25 protein-coding genes and 4 tRNA genes are annotated in these 16,846 nt (G+C 51.5%); 3 read left to right on the forward strand and 26 right to left on the reverse strand.

Translation table 11 applies throughout. The features are described from left to right. Positions 1 to 15: 15 nt before the first annotated feature. The 14 genes from ATY27_RS01660 to ATY27_RS01725 form a co-directional block, all read right to left on the reverse strand. Positions 16 to 279, reverse strand: coding sequence for a hypothetical protein (locus ATY27_RS01660; RefSeq protein WP_208932441.1), 264 nt, complete (start codon positions 277 to 279; stop codon positions 16 to 18). A 44-nt stretch (positions 280 to 323) separates the two neighbouring features. Beyond that, positions 324 to 533, reverse strand: coding sequence for a hypothetical protein (locus tag ATY27_RS01665; RefSeq protein WP_208932442.1), 210 nt, complete (start codon positions 531 to 533; stop codon positions 324 to 326). A 118-nt stretch (positions 534 to 651) separates the two neighbouring features. Next, positions 652 to 891: a RebB family R body protein gene (locus ATY27_RS01670; protein WP_068062437.1), complete on the reverse strand. Its 240-nt coding sequence runs from the start codon at positions 889 to 891 to the stop codon at positions 652 to 654. 31 nt (positions 892 to 922) lie between these two features. Further along, a complete protein-coding gene (locus tag ATY27_RS01675; RefSeq protein ID WP_127700394.1) occupies positions 923 to 1,165 on the reverse strand; it encodes a RebB family R body protein in 243 nt (80 codons plus the stop codon). A 56-nt stretch (positions 1,166 to 1,221) separates the two neighbouring features. Next, complete coding sequence (locus ATY27_RS01680) at positions 1,222 to 1,452, reverse strand: RebB family R body protein (RefSeq protein ID WP_208932443.1); 231 nt, start codon at positions 1,450 to 1,452, stop codon at positions 1,222 to 1,224. Positions 1,453 to 1,493: 41 nt separating this feature from the next. Beyond that, positions 1,494 to 1,724 (reverse strand): RebB family R body protein, encoded by a 231-nt coding sequence (locus tag ATY27_RS01685; protein WP_208932444.1) that lies wholly within the window; start codon positions 1,722 to 1,724, stop codon positions 1,494 to 1,496. A gap of 305 nt (positions 1,725 to 2,029) precedes the next feature. Next, on the reverse strand, positions 2,030 to 2,629 hold the full coding sequence (locus ATY27_RS01690; RefSeq protein ID WP_208932445.1) for a hypothetical protein: 600 nt from the start codon (positions 2,627 to 2,629) through the stop codon (positions 2,030 to 2,032). Positions 2,630 to 2,673: 44 nt separating this feature from the next. Then, positions 2,674 to 3,024, reverse strand: a complete 351-nt coding sequence (locus ATY27_RS01695) for a hypothetical protein (RefSeq protein WP_208932446.1) — start codon at positions 3,022 to 3,024, stop codon at positions 2,674 to 2,676. A 6-nt stretch (positions 3,025 to 3,030) separates the two neighbouring features. After that, entirely contained in the window at positions 3,031 to 3,243 is a 213-nt protein-coding gene (locus ATY27_RS01700) for a RebB family R body protein (protein ID WP_208932447.1), read from the reverse strand. Between the two features lie 45 nt (positions 3,244 to 3,288). Continuing rightward, a complete protein-coding gene (locus ATY27_RS01705) occupies positions 3,289 to 3,579 on the reverse strand; it encodes a hypothetical protein (protein ID WP_208932448.1) in 291 nt (96 codons plus the stop codon). After that, positions 3,576 to 3,965, reverse strand: a complete 390-nt coding sequence (locus ATY27_RS01710) for a hypothetical protein (protein WP_208932449.1) — start codon at positions 3,963 to 3,965, stop codon at positions 3,576 to 3,578. The genes ATY27_RS01705 and ATY27_RS01710 overlap by 4 nt, the downstream gene beginning before the upstream one ends. A gap of 18 nt (positions 3,966 to 3,983) precedes the next feature. Continuing rightward, a complete protein-coding gene (locus ATY27_RS01715) occupies positions 3,984 to 4,325 on the reverse strand; it encodes a hypothetical protein (protein WP_208932450.1) in 342 nt (113 codons plus the stop codon). Next, entirely contained in the window at positions 4,297 to 4,680 is a 384-nt protein-coding gene (locus ATY27_RS01720) for a hypothetical protein (RefSeq protein WP_208932451.1), read from the reverse strand. The genes ATY27_RS01715 and ATY27_RS01720 overlap by 29 nt, the downstream gene beginning before the upstream one ends. After that, positions 4,677 to 5,678 carry a sigma-54 dependent transcriptional regulator gene (locus ATY27_RS01725; protein WP_208932452.1) on the reverse strand — a complete coding sequence of 334 codons (1,002 nt, stop codon included), beginning with the start codon at positions 5,676 to 5,678 and terminating at the stop codon, positions 4,677 to 4,679. The genes ATY27_RS01720 and ATY27_RS01725 overlap by 4 nt, the downstream gene beginning before the upstream one ends. Before the next feature lie 383 nt (positions 5,679 to 6,061). On the opposite strand from ATY27_RS01725, the gene ATY27_RS01730 reads away from it, so the two are divergent. After that, positions 6,062 to 6,946 (forward strand): hypothetical protein, encoded by an 885-nt coding sequence (locus ATY27_RS01730; protein WP_208932453.1) that lies wholly within the window; start codon positions 6,062 to 6,064, stop codon positions 6,944 to 6,946. 53 nt (positions 6,947 to 6,999) lie between these two features. Then, positions 7,000 to 8,028, forward strand: coding sequence for a hypothetical protein (locus tag ATY27_RS01735; protein ID WP_208932454.1), 1,029 nt, complete (start codon positions 7,000 to 7,002; stop codon positions 8,026 to 8,028). Positions 8,029 to 8,045: 17 nt separating this feature from the next. On the opposite strand, the gene ATY27_RS01740 is transcribed toward ATY27_RS01735, so the two are convergent. The 7 genes from ATY27_RS01740 to dnaQ form a co-directional block, all read right to left on the reverse strand. After that, positions 8,046 to 9,068, reverse strand: coding sequence for a GNAT family N-acetyltransferase (locus ATY27_RS01740; protein ID WP_208932455.1), 1,023 nt, complete (start codon positions 9,066 to 9,068; stop codon positions 8,046 to 8,048). A 422-nt stretch (positions 9,069 to 9,490) separates the two neighbouring features. Beyond that, positions 9,491 to 9,567: transfer RNA gene (locus ATY27_RS01745), tRNA-Asp, on the reverse strand. 42 nt (positions 9,568 to 9,609) lie between these two features. Next, positions 9,610 to 9,686, reverse strand: a tRNA-Asp gene (locus ATY27_RS01750). A 24-nt stretch (positions 9,687 to 9,710) separates the two neighbouring features. Further along, positions 9,711 to 9,787: transfer RNA gene (locus ATY27_RS01755), tRNA-Asp, on the reverse strand. A 17-nt stretch (positions 9,788 to 9,804) separates the two neighbouring features. Beyond that, positions 9,805 to 9,881 (reverse strand) — tRNA-Asp (locus tag ATY27_RS01760). 106 nt (positions 9,882 to 9,987) lie between these two features. Next, positions 9,988 to 11,490, reverse strand: coding sequence for a TIGR03503 family protein (locus ATY27_RS01765; RefSeq protein ID WP_208932456.1), 1,503 nt, complete (start codon positions 11,488 to 11,490; stop codon positions 9,988 to 9,990). Next, the gene (dnaQ, locus tag ATY27_RS01770) at positions 11,478 to 12,179 is read right to left on the reverse strand and encodes a DNA polymerase III subunit epsilon (protein ID WP_208932457.1); all 702 of its coding nucleotides are present in this window, start codon (positions 12,177 to 12,179) and stop codon (positions 11,478 to 11,480) included. Before dnaQ ends, ATY27_RS01765 begins: the two co-directional genes overlap by 13 nt. A gap of 65 nt (positions 12,180 to 12,244) precedes the next feature. On the opposite strand from dnaQ, the gene rnhA reads away from it, so the two are divergent. Beyond that, positions 12,245 to 12,712 (forward strand): ribonuclease HI, encoded by a 468-nt coding sequence (gene rnhA / locus ATY27_RS01775; protein WP_208932458.1) that lies wholly within the window; start codon positions 12,245 to 12,247, stop codon positions 12,710 to 12,712. A gap of 42 nt (positions 12,713 to 12,754) precedes the next feature. On the opposite strand, the gene ATY27_RS01780 is transcribed toward rnhA, so the two are convergent. The 5 genes from ATY27_RS01780 to ATY27_RS01800 all read right to left on the reverse strand — a co-directional run bounded on the left by ATY27_RS01780 (position 12,755) and on the right by ATY27_RS01800 (position 16,678). Then, entirely contained in the window at positions 12,755 to 12,970 is a 216-nt protein-coding gene (locus ATY27_RS01780) for a DUF2892 domain-containing protein (protein ID WP_208932459.1), read from the reverse strand. 73 nt (positions 12,971 to 13,043) lie between these two features. Next, positions 13,044 to 13,787 (reverse strand): sulfite exporter TauE/SafE family protein, encoded by a 744-nt coding sequence (locus ATY27_RS01785; RefSeq protein ID WP_208932460.1) that lies wholly within the window; start codon positions 13,785 to 13,787, stop codon positions 13,044 to 13,046. 180 nt (positions 13,788 to 13,967) lie between these two features. Next, positions 13,968 to 14,924 (reverse strand): glycosyltransferase family 9 protein, encoded by a 957-nt coding sequence (locus tag ATY27_RS01790; protein ID WP_208932461.1) that lies wholly within the window; start codon positions 14,922 to 14,924, stop codon positions 13,968 to 13,970. A 265-nt stretch (positions 14,925 to 15,189) separates the two neighbouring features. Next, positions 15,190 to 15,816, reverse strand: coding sequence for a hypothetical protein (locus ATY27_RS01795; protein ID WP_208932462.1), 627 nt, complete (start codon positions 15,814 to 15,816; stop codon positions 15,190 to 15,192). A 304-nt stretch (positions 15,817 to 16,120) separates the two neighbouring features. Next, positions 16,121 to 16,678 carry a glutathione peroxidase gene (locus tag ATY27_RS01800; protein WP_208932463.1) on the reverse strand — a complete coding sequence of 186 codons (558 nt, stop codon included), beginning with the start codon at positions 16,676 to 16,678 and terminating at the stop codon, positions 16,121 to 16,123. Between the last annotated feature and the right edge of the window lie 168 nt (positions 16,679 to 16,846).

Below are 16,846 nucleotides of genomic sequence, written 5' to 3' on the forward strand. Positions count from 1 at the left end.
CGGCGTCGGACTGGCTTAAGCGCAGCCCGCATTTCCCATCTGCATTTTGACCTGCGCCAGAAATTCACTGAGCGTGTTCAGACCGTCGATATCAATAATGCTTTGCAGACAACTGCCAGCCGGCTGCGCGTCCGCCGGCCCCAGCTGCACCGACAGCAATAAGCAGTTTTGTTGCCGGTTGAAATCAATCGACCATTGCGCCTGAACATTGTTATCCGTCTGATTAAATGAGGCTTTGAGACAGCTGAAGATCTCGGCAGCCTGTGGTGTCGGGGGCATAGCAGACTCCTGAAATGATCAATGAATACATAGACCGGCCCGGTTTATGAACTCAGAATTTTGTTACAGACCTGCACCATCGCGGAATTAGCCAGCGTCTGTGATGCGTATTGGTTTGATGTGTTGTTCAGCATGCTCAACGAGGTCGCATTAACCAGCGCTCCCAGTGACAACGTCTGCAGCGTTTCATTGCTCTGACTTTGCACTTCGTCATTGATGGCCATTGAGCTTTTGATGTAATTGGTGTCGGACATAATAGTTCCCTGTCTGATGATCATCGCCACAGTCACGACGCCTCAACGTGCGCGGGTCAGGGCAAATGCCTCCTGAAAAACGCCCGGCCCGGGCGCTTTTCAAAGAGTGCGGCTTTGATTATTTGTTCTGCGCAAACAGCTTAGTGACACCCAGCGTGGTCGCAGCCTGATAGGCCACATTGGCTTGTTGCTGCGCATACACTGCGTTAGCAGCCGCCATCGCCACTGAGTTACCAATAGTTTGATACAAGCTGCCCATCGCCATCGCCGGTGCTTCGGCCAGCACTTTGGTATTGGCAATAGTGACTGCATCAATAATGGCGCCATTGACTGCGGTTGGTTGAGATGTGCTACTCATCGTGTTCTCCTTTTACACTGATAAAAACCGGTTATTTGTTATCTGCAAACAGTTTGGTCACACCCAAAGTGCTGGCGGCCTGATAGCCAACGTTAGCCTGCTGCTGCGCGTACACCGCATTAGCTGCGGCCATCGCTACCGAATTGCCAATGGTCTGGTACAAACTGCCCATCGCCATCGCCGGCGCTTCGGCTAACACTTTGGTATTGGTAGTGACAATTGAATCGACCACAGCGCCGTTGACGACTGTTGGCTGAGCTGGAGCATTTGACATAATGAATTCTCCTGAAGTGGCATCTGCCTACTTACGAATGGATTAATCGTTGTAAATCACTTGTTCTGGCTGAACAATTTAGTGATCCCTAAGGTCCCGGCAGACTGAAAGGTGACCCAGCCCTGTTGCTGGGCATAAACGGCGTTTGCCGCTGCCATTGCCACAGAGTTACCAATCGTCTGATATAGACTTCCCATTGCCATTGCCGGTGCAACAGCACCGACAGACGCATTGGAGCCGGCGACCGCATCAACGATGGCTCCGTTTACTTTGCATGGTTGTGACATGAGCTAATCTCCCAATGAACGAGCGTAGAACCAACGGGTGGTTACGAGTTTTGTGAGAACAGTTTGGTCACCCCAAGGGTGGTCGAAGCCTGATACACCACATTCGCCTGTTGCTGGGCATAGACCGCATTGGCCGCCGCCATCGCAACGGAATTGCCGATAGTCTGATACAAACTGCCCATCGCCATTGCCGGGGCTTCAGCCAGTACTTTTGTGTTGGTAATAGTGACAGAGTCGACGACCGCGCCATTTACAAGTTGTGCACTCGACATAATCTTTCTCCATGGTTTATGAACCGCTAGTACGTTGTTTGCGAATCCGTGTTCAGGGACTCTGCCTGAAGATTGCATTGGTTGTGCCAGTGAAAAACATCGCAGACAGAAATCGTAACTAACTGTTTTATATTTGTTTTTCAATGATTTTTTGCCAAATGCTAAGCGCAGGGGCCAGCATGATGCGGCGCATTTCATCCACTTTGCTGATTGCGGCGGTCTGATCCGTCTATCGTGCATCGGCCAAAGTCACAGCCCGGCAGCGGGATTGCTGAACACGACGCAGTGCCGGAATAGCGCAGCGTTTACAAATTCCGCAACGGCCGGACATACCGGGCCGGCAGCGGCAATCCAACGATCCGGTTACCGCCGGGGATTTGCACAAATTGCTGATGAACAAAAATGGCAGCAAGATTCGGATTAATCAGGGTACAAACGATAGCCAGGTCACCGTCTGCGCGGGCAAACGCGGCGATGTTGCCCAGCGTCTCGCCAATCAGGCTGTCGGCATAATGCATCGCCTGTCGCGGCCACAGTGGACTGAACAAACCAAAATCCGGCGGTAAGATATTCAGATAACTGAGATAAAGAATGTGATCATGGCGCATCAGCACCAGTTCAGCGCAAATGGAGCGATCAGGCAGGATCAGTTGCTGCCAGTAACAGGGTAAATCAGCGGGTAAAGTCGTCGGCGGGACAGCGGGTTCAGCAGTCGTCTGCGCGGGACCGGCTAATGGTGGCAGCTGGTATGGCACCAACCAGTCGCTTTGCATATCGCGGTAAATGCGTGGCCGTTGTTGCTGCAACAGCGCGACCTGCCCCGTCACACTGTTGCTCAGCGTCAGCTGCAAATCGTGCTCCAGCCGGGCTTTAGGCAACAGGCTTTGCGGCGTCAGTAAGCTCATATCAGCGCATTCATCTTGGCAGGAGCCAACGCTGTTACATCGGATCAGTCTGCGGCATACATCTGGCGGATCGCCTGTAACTCGGCAGAATCAGCTGATGCATCGGCTGCCGGCGCCGGCTCAGCTGACATGCCGGACACAGACCCGGGGTCAGACTCAGACTCAGTGCTGTCAACGCCGGCAAACAACTGCTCCTGCTCGGCAAACAACCGGGCCGGATCAGGAAGCGTCAGTGCCACGCCGCCGGCGCTGATCACATCAGGGAATGCCATTGCCACCGGCTGAATATGCTGCAGTTCAAACAGCGCCAGCGCCTGCTGCAGCAGGTCCTGTCCGCTGGCAACGGTCTGCAGCGCGACAGCAATGTTTGGTTGTGCTGGTTTATCGGGCTGCATCCGGGTTCAGCGCCAGTTATGTAATACACTGGCCACTGTCGTGGCCTGATGCGTGATGTTGGCCTGTTGCTGGGCAAATTGCTGATTCAGCGCGGCCAGACCAACGTTATATGCCAGGTGCTGATATTGGCTGCCCAGCGCCATCGCCGGCGCCATCCCCAGCGTCAGCGCGTTGACCAGTGCAACACTTTGCCCGATGGCCTGATTGATTTCTGTCATACATTCTCCTTAGTCTCAGCTTGCTGCACAGGTCGCGCGGATCTGTCAGTCTGGTTTTAAATCAGTCAGCACTCCTTCACCGACAGTGCCGACTTTGGCCAGGTTGTCGACGGCAAAAGTGATGGTTTTGGTCGCATTTTCGATAATATCTTTGTATGCGGTCATTTCCGGGTTTGCCAGCCAGCTGGCCGATGCCACACCAATAACCGTGGTCTCGATGGTGTTCAGATTCCGCATCAGATCGACGGCACTTTGTACCGCCAGCGCAATCGACTGATTGACCGACGGCTGGATCAGTTGTTGCGCCGAACCGGCGGCATTACTGCTTTCACTCATGACCCTTCGCCTCCTGCGCTGTCTGCGTTATCTGCTTGCTGCGCCATCGTCTTTTCCACCTGCTGTAAAAATGCCTGCATATAGGCCAATACCACCGGTGGCTGGTTCACATCGGCTGGCAATAAGGTCACAGCCTGCAGCGCGCTGATATAGGCGGCGTCTGACTCCAGCACTGTGATCAGCGCCTGCCCGCTGGCTGGAACCGGCTGTTGCAGACTATCCAGCGCAGCCTGCATCTCATTGAACGTGGCCGCGGCCTCATCCTGCTGTGTTTGCACCGCGCCTTTTAATGCTTTACTGACATCAATAAAAGCACGAAAGGCTTGCAGCTCATTAGCTTCAAACTGCACAGTGGATTTAGCGATTGCGGCAACTGACACACTCATTTAACGGCTCCACCGAAATTAACCAAAGCGGCTGAATTGATCTAACTGCTGCTGCAAGGACTGGCGCATCTGCTCAAACCGGGCATGCACCTGCTGAAAATATGCGGTATGACCACCCGCTGCATTGCTGTGCAGACTTTGCAGGAACACCGCCTGCGCTTCCGCGGCCCAGTCCGGCAACACGGCCTGCATCAAATTCGCATCAAGATAAAATACTTGCTGCGTCGCGGGATCGGCGGCACCATCCTGCGCTGCAGGTGCGGCCTGTTCATCAGTTGCAGCGGCACTGACCAGCTGACATTCATAAGCGCCGTCCGCAGTTTTCACCGCTTCAAACAGCTGCACCGGTTTTGTTTTCATGTTTGCCTCCCTGCGCTGAACCAGCTGTTACCAGCGCACGTTGCATCGTCGCGTGGATGCGCTGCAGCAACAGGTCCAGGTTGCCCATATTGTCGCGCTGCAATTGCAATACGCCGGCCAAAGTCGCTTGATCTTCCGTGGTATTTTCTGCACTGCCTGGTGTCGCCGCGGGTGCATCATCAGCCGCAACGGTCTCCGGCTCTGGTTGATGTTGCAACTGCCTGACCATCTGACTCAGTTTATGTTGTTGCGCCAGCATCAATTGCGCCAGCAACTGGCTGGATTCCCCCTGCAGCTGCTGGAGCTGTTGCCGGGCGGCGTCTGCTGGTGTCAATGATGGTTCAGTCTGACTCATAGCATGACCTCATGCACCGCGATACCGCGGGTCTGGATCTGGGCCAGCCGCCGTTCGATGACTTTGCGGTGCACTCCCAACAGGCGTGCCGCTTCGGTTTTATTGCCATTGCTGCGCTCGACCGCCTGGGCGATCAGCGCATCGTGGATGGTTTTCAGTTTATTGCTGACCGGCATTTCAATAATTTCCTGCGCCACCCGATCCGCCCAGTCGACATGTTCTGCACACATCGCCAGTTGCTGAATACTCTTTGCTGTCACCTCAGGTCCGTCCGCCAGCACCGCCAGCTTGTCAACGCAGTTCTTCAGCTGGCGGATATTGCCGGGCCAGTCGGCAAACTGCAGTAATTTCAAGGCGCAACTACTAAAGCGGATCCGATTGGTCAGGCGGGCAAAATATTGCGCCAGCAGCGGAATATCATCACGGCGTTGTTGCAGTGACGGTATGGTGATTTCAAACAGATTGATCCGATACCACAGATCTTCGCGGAACAGCCGGTGCTGCACCTGCTCGGCCAGATTGACGTGCGAGGCGCTGATAATTCGCCCGGTAAATGCCTCGGTTTCACTGCTGCCAATCCGGCTGAATTGGCGGCTTTCCAGCACCCGCAATAACTTAGCCTGGTGGACCAACGGCAGTTCAGCGACTTCATCGAGGAACAAAGTGCCGTAATTAGCCTGATAGAAAAACCCTTGTTGCTTTTTATCGGCCCCGGTAAACGCGCCTTTTTCGTGGCCGAAAAACAGCGATTCAAACAGATTCTCCGGGATCGCGCCGCAGTTCACGCAGACAATGCGCCCTAAGCGGCCACTTTTCTGGTGAATAGCCTGGGCGATCAAATCTTTGCCGGTGCCGGTTTCGCCATGCAGAAATACAGCCGCATCACTCAGCGCAATCTTCGCCAGATAGGCCGCCAGCGTTTTCATCGCTTTATTCTGGCTGATGACACCGGGCAATACCTCCGAACACATCGCGGTCAAATCATTTGCAGCATTCACTCGGGGCTCTCCATGTCCAAATGAAAATGATGCTAGCAGCACAGCGCCATGTAGCGCTTTTGAATTCATCTTTATTTTTTTTGAATTTGTCACTAATTAATTTCGACAGCAGAATATCAACAGACCAAATCATCCAACTCATCTCTGTCCATGGACAGATCCGGCCATCTTTGACCAATCATTTTTAACAACAACCCGTATTCATGGTTGTAAACAATATCCACCAGCAGATCTGACAAACAATAAACATTTGAATCCATTGAGGTTCAACATTATTTTCATTCAGGAATTAATAGCTGCAACACTCTGGCAGGCTTATTGAATTCATTGATTTGTCCACCGACCTCTGGCGATTCAATGCCACTCATCATTTGGAGATCATCATGAAGAAATATATCTGCAGCCCGCTCAGTGACATGGCCACACTATTTGACAATGCATTTGGTGCAAACTTTACCCGGGCTGTGATTAGTGCAGAAAAACCCAAAACCAGTGAATGGATCCAGCCATTTTTTTCAAGCCGGACTGATGCGCTGATATTTCAGGATATTTTGATTGGCAGGTTATCCATTGATGACAGTTCGGTCGACAAGCTTGAAACAGAGCTGCTGACCAGTGACATGTATTACAGCATTTCATTAGCGGTCCTGAACAAACTCCGTCAGGACACTGAAGTCTTTCTGGCAGAGTCAGCGTCACAAATGAAACTGGAAGGCAGCGAATGTACCTTATTAATCTGTGGCTTAGGCAATGCCGGTGTCCCGTTGCTGTATAACGGTTTTAACCAGTCGATGAACACCACAGAGATAGTACAGTATCTGAACAGTCTGCAAATTGATGACCCGGCCACACTGAAGCTGTATCTGACCAGCAATGCCAGCGCGGCTGCAAAGCAGTATACCTTTGCCAGCATGGAACAACTGCGCGATCAGTTTCAGCAAAGTCTGGAGTCACAGAACGCCTTTTTGTTGCTGAAAATTGGCACTCAGGGCAGTCTGGCTGCCGAATTGTCCAAGTCTTTGCTGAAAAAAGAACCCGATAGCAAATACGATTTTTCCGGGACTGAAGTCTATGGATATTTATTCCCTTGCCTGACACAGGGTGTTGAATCATATGGAGTTGATCCGGAAAAGAAATGTCTGACCGATTACAAGTCACTGAGCATGACCGCCGTTACCAGCGTATTTACCAAAGATGGCCAGTATTACCAGCAAATCCCGGTGCGGCGCAGCCTGACCAAAGTCAAAATAACCCCAACGCTTGGGTAAGTCTGAGGACGCTTTACTAAAGGTCAAAATGTCAGCTCCTGGAGGGAAAACACATGAGCGAAGGTAGCAAAAGTATATCTGATCTGCTGCGTGAAAATATTGAACGCGGCAGAACTCAAGGCCTCTATTATCAACAGTGGTTTGTTCAGCAAAGAAGAACATATGGGGAACAGACTTTAAACAACATATTATTGTATCATGACAAAGCCTACGACTGGCTTAAATACAAAGATATAGATAAGATGTTTTTCCTGTACAGACCGAAGGCCTACCTCGATAATTTTATTTTGGACAATTTTTCCAAAATTAGCAGGCCAGCAATTTATCATATCGGCACTGGATTGGGCGTTGCGATGGATAAAGTCGTCGGAAAAACACTAGATTCAATATCACCATACAATTTCATGCATATCATCAACAACCCCGCCCGGGCACGACTGTACTTTGAAGAACGCGGCATTGTATATAGACGCTATTACAATGCTATTGACTTTAGCAATATTATTCGCACCGGTTCCAATCTCGCATCAATCTGGCAAGAGAATTTCACACAATCTCTCAGCATGCAAAAATATATATGGAATGAAAAACTGAGATCCGAATATTCGGTATTACAGCCAAAAATGTTAATCATGGACAAATCCAGCCAGCTGGCCCGCGCCTACTTCGACGTGTTGACTGACCGGCTGGCTGAAACCATGGGGTGGTGCATCATCGGTATGGCGGCATTTACCCTGCCAAAAACGGTGCGGACCCGAACAAAGTTAGCAACACAGCGTTGGTCTTCCCGACTCTATGTCACATACCTGCCGATCACCTTTCGTTTTCCTATCAACCTGTTTGTGATCAAGCCCCCGGTGAAATTGTTCTATAACCCTTATGTAGTCGCCGCGTTACTCGGTTATAAGTACCTGAGCGGACTGGGTCAGAAAATTGATGCGTCGATCCAGCTGGAGCAGCGGGAGCCGGAAATCACCCGTCGCACCACAGCGAACCGCCGCCAGATTAGCAGTGCCAGCGCTTATAATGACCTGACACTTTCCATCGACCAGCAAACCAAGAGTAATGGTCTGAATAGTTAATCGCGCTCCGCCACAGTTTACCGTGGCGGCAACGCTGCCAGCTCAATGCCGGAATTCATCTGCTGCAATAAAAGCCCGAGGCTGCGGTGGTGGCAGGCGCGGCTTTGTGTGGCGCCAAGATAATAAAATACCTCGGCCTCCGATGGCGGCAATGCGCGCAACGTAAGGCGCTGAAATCCCAGTTTGCTGATAGCTCTGTTGGAAACCAGATTGTAATCGAACACTTTGGCGTAACAGCATTGCATACCCAGGTGCTGCCGGCCGAACTGCAACAGCAGCTTTACCGCAATAGGACCAAAGCCTTGCCCCTGAAAATCTGCACCGAGCCAGTAATAGAAAAAACCAATACCGTCAAAGACCTGCAGACTTACCGAACCGATAAAACCATAATCAGCATGCATCACGGCAAACAAATGGCGGGTCGGCTCCTGTTGACACAGGTATAACCAGGTCAACCAGTGTTCAGCCGATGGAAAGACCGGCAGGTTACAAAGCCGGCCAATCGCCGGATCTGCATATTGCCAGATGAAATCAGCGACATGATGGAACTGCAGCGGCGTCAGACTGACGGCGTCATGTCGCAACGCCGCGGGTGGACAGGGTAACTGACCCAGCATCTGCAGCAGCGCTGGTTGCAGCTCCAGCAGTTGCTCATCGGTATCGCCTGTGGCCAGTGCCTGCCCGACAGTGCCTAGCGCCTGGTCAAACTGACCCAACTGAATCGCCGGCATCAGCTGTTCGGTCACAGCAGGCTGCCACAGCCCCTGAACCAGCATCATCTGCAGTAGCGGCCAGTCACACAGGTAAAACGCCAGCGCCGCCAGTTTGCCGGCATCGGCGCCGGCTAGCGCCGGATCAGTGAGGGCTGCACGCGCCGCCCGCATCACCGCCAGGCGCTGCTGCGGTTGCACGACCGCATGTGGCAACTGACACAACTGGCGCAACGACAGGCTGGACAGTGGCGCACCGGCGACGGCAGTACGGTTACAGCTTGGAGTGGGGTTGGTAACGACTGAATTGGTCTGATGTGTCAAAGACATGTGACATCCCTGCCCGGTAAGCAGCGTTATTATTGGCGCCAGCCAGAACGAGCAACGGCTGTGCCAGTATACGTCTGACGGCAAAAAACAGCATAAGCCAGCGCTGTTGCAGCACCAGGCATCATTGGCACTGTGTGGCGGGTCAAAAAGCAGCGGCACCTTAACCCGGATTCAGCCAAAGTGACGTCAAGCACCGGTTGAAACCGGCCAGTCATCGCACAGGGACAAAAATCGTTGCCATCTTCTGGCCGCCAAATCACAGGCACAAAAAAACCAGCACTTAGCTGGTTATTGTTTTACTGATGTTCAGCTCAGTAGAGTGGCTTCGCAGCCGGGATTTGACCGTGTGACTGCCAAATCGCAGGCACAAAAAAACCAGCACTTGGCTGGTTATTGTTTTACTGACGTTCAATTCAGTAAAGTGGCGGAGCGGACGGGACTCGAACCCGCGACCCCCGGCGTGACAGGCCGGTATTCTAACCGACTGAACTACCGCTCCGCGCTGGAGTGAGCTACTGCTCAGGACTAATTGCTTCTGTAGTGGCGGAGCGGACGGGACTCGAACCCGCGACCCCCGGCGTGACAGGCCGGTATTCTAACCGACTGAACTACCGCTCCGTACAGAGAAGCTTTCGATGCAAGTGGCGGAGCGGACGGGACTCGAACCCGCGACCCCCGGCGTGACAGGCCGGTATTCTAACCGACTGAACTACCGCTCCGAAGAAGCATCGAAAAGTGGCGGAGCGGACGGGACTCGAACCCGCGACCCCCGGCGTGACAGGCCGGTATTCTAACCGACTGAACTACCGCTCCAAGCCTTGCATTACAGCATATCAGTTGGGGATGCTGCGTTGCGGCGGGAATAATACGGTTCTGCCCCAGACCCGTCAACTTCTTTTTTGCCGGATCTGGCTAAAGCTTAATCATCCGGTAACGAAAGGTCCAAAATATCATCAGAGGCTTTGTTTTTCGGTGGTTTTTTCACCGCTGCAGGACTATCTGCTGCGGAACTTTGTTCCATCCCCGGCAGTGTCATCTCGCCAGCCCCGGCTTTTTTCCGCTTCAGTAATGCCGCCGGGTTCAGTTTAGCCAACAGCATACTGACCGTTCTTTGCGCATTAGCGTTCATTGTCAGCAAAATAGCGCCGCCACCGCCAATCAGGATCAACAAATTCACGCCAATCACCAGCCCGAGCGGAAACTCGGCTGGCGGTTCAGCCGGGGTTTCGGCTTCTGCTGCGACTATTGATGTACCGGCTGGATTCGGCGCTGCGGCGTCTGCCGGCTTTGCCGTTTCGGCAGCAGGCACTTCGGGTACCGCAATCTTTGGCCCGATGGCAGCAAAAGTGTATTCCGGCAAACTAATGACAAATTCGCGGCCGGTCTTGGTTTTGCCAAATAACATTTGTTCAATGCGATAGGTACCGACACCAGCATTAGCCACGCGCAAAACGCGTTTATCCCCTTGTTGTTCGCCCAGGGAAAAACTCTGCACTTCACCGTTTGGATAACGCAGCCGGCCCTGCACTATTAATGAATCTGCATTGATCGGGCCTTCAGTGACCTGATAAGTCACCTGATGCGGTTCATCTGGCGTCAGGCTTTCGACTGCTTCGGTTTTTATTGGCGTGCGGATCACCAGCACCGGGTCCTGCATCAGCTCCCGGGTATACAGCGGCGTTTTTACCAGATACTTCGGCAGCCATTCTCCGGCCGGGATTTTCAGGTTAAATTCGCCGGTAAAAATAGCGTCGCGCGGTCTTTCGTCATAATTTTTGCCATCATCGGCAAACGAAGTGAAGTTCAGCACTGTGGCATTGGAATTGTCATAACCCGGTTTTTGCGTGCTGAATAACAGCACATCCAGCTGCAGAATATCGCGGAAATCTTTGACATTGACCGGCTTACCGCCGTTGCTGAGCCGGGCCGTGACTTTAAAAATCTCGCCGACCATCAGGTCTGTAGGCAACGCATCTACATCCAGACCAATTTCCGTCAACACCATAATGCGGCTTTCCGGCAGGATCTCGCCGATGGCTTGCCAGGGCCCCGGCGTCGGCTTGGTCATTTTGATCAGATCATAAGTTTTATCATCAAACCACTGCATGCCGTTGTCTTTGGCGGTACGCGCATAGACCTTGCTGCCATCAGGCCGCACCAACACCACGGATGGTGCGCCTTTTTTGCGGAAAAATACCAGCGTCACTTCATCTACTGCGAAATCAATCCGAAAACGGTTGCCCAGCAGCGGGATACTATTGGTGCCGGCGATATCTTTCAGCTCGGTGATGACCTGCTTTTCTGCCGGCGCTGCGGCCGCAGGTGTGGTTGCTGCCTCTGTTTTGCTGGTTTGCGCCAGGGTTTGTGGTGCCAGTAAGACAGCACCGAGCAACAACGAAGAAAGCCACTTTAACTGCGCCACAGGCAAGACCCACCTTTTTTCTGCACTAAATCCAGCCGTTTTTCATGAGCAGCCAGTTCGTCGCCTGATGCGCTGACCACTTTCAGCGCACCGCGCCGCACCAGTCCAACCTGCTGCTGATTGTTTTGTTCATTGCCACTGTTATTGGCCAGATTCAGGCTGACCTGACCACCGGTCATCGCCAGATACACATCCGCCAGGATCTCGGCGTCCAATAAAGCGCCGTGGAAAGTCCGGTGGCTGTTGATAATGTCGTAGCGCCGGCACAAAGCGTCGAGGTTGTTTTTCTGGCCCGGATGTAAATCGCGCGCCAGCTTCAGCGTATCGAGGATCGCGCAGACGCTGTCGACCGGCGGCAAAGGCGCAGCCAGCAACTTAAATTCATGGTTGATAAAGCCGACGTCAAACGCGGCATTGTGGATCACCAGCTCTGCGCCCTGTACGTAGTCAAAGAACTGCTGGGCGATGTCGCGAAAACGCTGTTTGTCGGCAACAAATTCGTTGGTGATGCCGTGGATATTAATCGCTTCCTGCTCAATAAACCGGTCGGGGTTTAAATACACATGGAAGTTATTGCCGGTCAGCCTGCGGTTGAACATCTCAACACAACCGATCTCAATGATGCGGTGGCCTTCCTGCGGGTTGATACCTGTGGTTTCGGTATCGAGGATGATCTGACGTTTTGCCATGAAGAATCGTTTTTCAGCGCTTTTTGCGCTAGAGTATACGCCGTTTTTAACGCTGGGAAGCCTTGATGCACAAAACTGTTGAAATCTACACCGATGGCTCCTGCCTCGGCAATCCGGGCCCTGGTGGATATGGTGTGGTGATGAAATACCAGCAACATCTCAAAGAATTATCCGGCGGTTTTATTGAGACCACCAATAACCGGATGGAACTGATGGCAGCCATTGCTGCACTGGAAAGTCTGAAACGTCCCTGCTCTATTGATATCTCAACCGACAGTCAGTATGTCCGCCAGGGCATCACGCAATGGCTGGTGAACTGGAAGCGCAATAACTGGCGCACCGCTGCCAAAGAACCGGTCAAAAACAAAGATTTATGGCAAAGATTGGATGCCGCCTGCCAACCGCACGAGATCCGCTGGCATTGGGTCAAAGGTCATGCCGGCCATCCGGAAAACGAACGTTGTGACGTACTGGCTCGCGAAGCCGCCACCAGCCAGGCAACACAGCCAGATCCGGGGTTTAGCCGGAGCTGACGGTTACTAGATACAAACAAGCTTGTCAGCGCACACTGATACTCACTGCACTGAGCAGGCTTGTTGCGCTTCTGTTTTCATGCCCAGTTTTTTCATCACCATCACCGCGGGACAAAAGCCGGTAAACGCACTCTGCACCATATTGGCGCCGACAAAAACCGTCAGCCAGACAAAATTCGGGTGAACGTAGTAAGTCAGCAACACTGACAACAACACCATAGACCCGGCAAACACTAATAAAGCTCTTTCAACCGTCATAGCCACCTCCGTTAAATTATACTTTTCTAATATACACGTTAAAATCACAGTTGTCTGTGCGTGAACAGTGCGCTCAGAACCAATGCTGTAGCAATAAAGCCATCGCCAGCAGCGGTAAAAATAACGCAAAACCGCGCCGGAACAGCTGCTGTGGTAAATACTGCAGCGCCAGCAGACCAAACAGGCTGCCCACCACGCCGATCAGACCAAAACTGGCGACCAGCCACAGATCCGGCCTAAGCAATGGTTGGCTCCACCACATACTGACAAACCCACTGCAACTTTGCAGAAATACCAATGCCAGACTGGTTGCCACCACCCGCTGCGATGGTAAATCACTGATCGCCAACAGCAATGGCACCAGCAGAAAACCGCCGCCGACGCCAATTAAACCTGTGATCAGGCCAAGCGCAGTCCCCGCCAGCATCACCTGCCAATGCTGTTGCAACCGCACCTGCACAGGTTGGCTGCGCCACATATTCAGGCTGGCTAATAACATCAGTGTCGCGAGCACGATCAACTGCAGCCATGCAGGCAACCACTGGCTGGCATAACCACCGGCTGCAGCGCCCATAATGCCGGGCAGAGCAAGCTGCGCCAGCAGTTTCCCGGCGACCTGACGTCGCCACAAATACGGCAGCACCGCGCCTAGACTAATCAGCGCGACAACGCCCAGCGCGGTGCTGATCGCCAGTTTTTCTGGCATATCCAGTAAAAAAATCAGCACAGGCACCGTCAGAATGGAACCACCGGAACCAAACAGCCCCAGCGTCAGCCCGATCAGCAAAGCTGCCAACAATGGCATTCCCCAGCTCATGGGCACTCCTTATTTCTTAAGGTTCTATACTAATAACTTTAAAGAATACTAAAGCAGTGAGTTACTTTTGACAAGCCAACGCAGACGGTGCCGAGCTGATGGCCCGATTCGGTAATTGCGCCGGAAACTTACCAGTCGTGTGTAATCAGCGCAGAGGAGCTGCGCTGCGGAGTCAGAAGATCAGCCCCGGTGCTGTAACAACTGATCAGCTGCTTTTGCGATCCGTTGTGGACTGATCTCACTGATTTGTGTCGCCAAGTCCAAAGTCAGGCTGTTCACCGTCAGATGAATACCGTGAGACACTTTTGGTTCGACACAACTCCAGGGGCTGGTACCAAATCCCACAACGGCGACGTAAGGGGTTTGCAGCGCGGCTGCCATATGCAATTGTCCGGAATCAATTGTAAGTAGCAAATCGCAGCTATTGATGGTACGCACCAACTCCACAACTGTAGTTGTACTAGTCAGATCGCTAACCTCGATCTGCTCCGCACGCAGGTAATCAGCGAGTCGCACATTGTCAGCGACTTCCTGTTGATCGCCCAACAACACAAAATGGCACTGATGTAAACCGGCGAGCTGGCGTAACGCCTGACACGCCAGCTCGTAAGGATAGTGCCGGTCCAACTTGTATTGCCCACCAAAATACACTGCAACTTTAGGGAGTTGCGGAGATGGTAACGGGGTTTTGCCAGCAAGCAACTGTACTGTCGGCATTTGGCTGAATGGTTGCCCGTGCGCGACGTTCACCAGATGGCAATAGCGGTATTGGTAATGATAATTCGGGTCTAGCATCACCGCATGAGTCAACAGTGGCGTGCGTCCATTTTTGGCATAACCGACCTGGTGCCTGACTCCGGCCAATTTACAAAGCAGCGCATCGGCAAAAGAATTACGGAAATGATAGACCTGGGCAAAACGATAAGGCCGCAGACTGAATGCAACTTTAAACAAAGACTGACGCTGACTACTAAATCGTTTATCCACAATAATCTGACAACCTGCTATGACCTCATCAGCGAACAATCCCGCCACTGGCGGCCGGGCCAACAGGAAAATCTGTTCTTGTGGATATAGCTCACGAAGCATCCTGATCGCTGAGGTGGCAGTGACAGAATCGCCGAGAAAACGTGGCATGATGACCAGTATGGGGCCCTTCGCGAAGATTTGAGTAATTGCAGACATGGTTAAAATAGAGTGATGTAGCCAGATGTTCAGCGAATTGAATCAAATTAGCCACAGCTGTACAAGCGCTATATCTATCAGAAAATGATTGCGCTGAATTTTTGCCCGGCAACAAGCGATGCCCAGCAGCTATTTTATTGCGCTGCTGAACATCTTGTTTCAGTTGAAAGACAAACTTGATTTAACTGATTGGAGCAAAGCTCTCAGTCACTCTCGACTATGGCTTCGGTGGACCAGACACTAACTTTGCATAATTGGGATATAGAACTACATGCTCGCGCCCACCCATAGGCACATAACATCTTCCAACTAAATCAGAACCAACCTGCGTATAAATGAGTTTTCCTACAGTTGCAGTCCTGCCATCTAAACACGCAAAAATTGGATCACCAATTCTCGTCGGACCAAATGCATATGAATCCAGATGGATGTCATAGTTCCATCCACCTGTAAAATAGCTTTGATATCCGCCCAATGGCCCCGTGTTGTCATTTGGCCATACCCACTTGAAGCCACCAGCATTGAATAAATCAAAATTCTCAGTGCGTTTGTATTCTTTGCGATCCCAAGGAATGTAACAAACTGCGGTGGATAACGGTTGACCTTTCCGTACTATCGCCTTACCGACATTTGTTAAACCGTCGGTCCGATCATTTTCTCTGCACAAATAAGCCTGATAATTTTTATCACCAAACTCATGGTCAACGAGCATTGATGCATAGTAGTTAGCACCCGGCGAGGTGCCTTGTGCAATATTTTTATTTACCCAGCCTGCAGCAAAGGGTTGAGACGAGAATACGACACCGATGATGCCGAATGTTAATAAGACATTCCTGCTTTTCATAAAGATCCTTGTAGTGAAGCTAATGAGAACACTAATTGTGCCCAGAACCATACCAACACAACAATTTACGAAAGAAAATTACATATTTGAAACAAATGAGTTTTATCAAAAAATTATCAAAATTTGAGTTGCTTTCGGTAAGTCCACAGTAATGCCAAAGGACTGGTAGCATCCAACCAGTCAGCTCGAGCCAGTAGAATTCTTGAGTTATTTACGAACAAAAACGGTAGGAGATTCATGATGTCGGGTCGAAGCTGATACTTGCAACTTCCGCCCGACTAACTTTCTGTATTTATGGCTCTGTTTACTGCGCCAGCATCTTTTCGACTTCAGCGATAAAGGCCGGATCGTCCGGGCTTACTTTGCTGCCAAAGTGTTTGACTGTTGTTTCGCCTTTGCTGACCAGGTACTTGTTAAAGTTCCAGCTTGGCTTTTCACCGGTTTTGGCAATCAATGCTTTAAATACCGGGTTAGCATCGTCACCGCGCACCGGGCTGGTGGAGAACATCGGGAACTTCACACCGTAGTTGATATAACAGACTTCCGCCGTTTTCGCTTCGTCGTTATGTTCCTGCATAAAATCATCAGACGGAAAGCCTAATACCACCAGACCTTTGCTGGCATATTTCTCTGAAAGTGCCTGTAACGCTTTGAATTGCGGCGTAAAACCACATTTGCTGGCGGTATTAACGATCAACAGGGTTTTATCCTGATAAGACTCACATAAATCAACGGTTTCTTTGCTACGCAGTTGCTGCATCGAGTGATTCAGTACATCACCACATTGTGCCGCGGCCGCCTGACCACTGACCAGACCTAAACCAAGTAACGAACACAACGACACTAATTTTAAAGCACGCATAAACCCTCCTTTTTTCTGATGATACGCTGAATTGCAAAAAAAGATCGTTACTGCGATCAGTTATTGTGCAAATTTCGACCGAACGATCCGGCCGATCTGACAAAGGATCCGACCAGCGCAAGCTGAACTGCGATAAAGAGCAACTACTTAGCGCATCGATTTATAATA

It is taken from the genome of Rheinheimera sp. F8 (assembly GCF_001518915.1).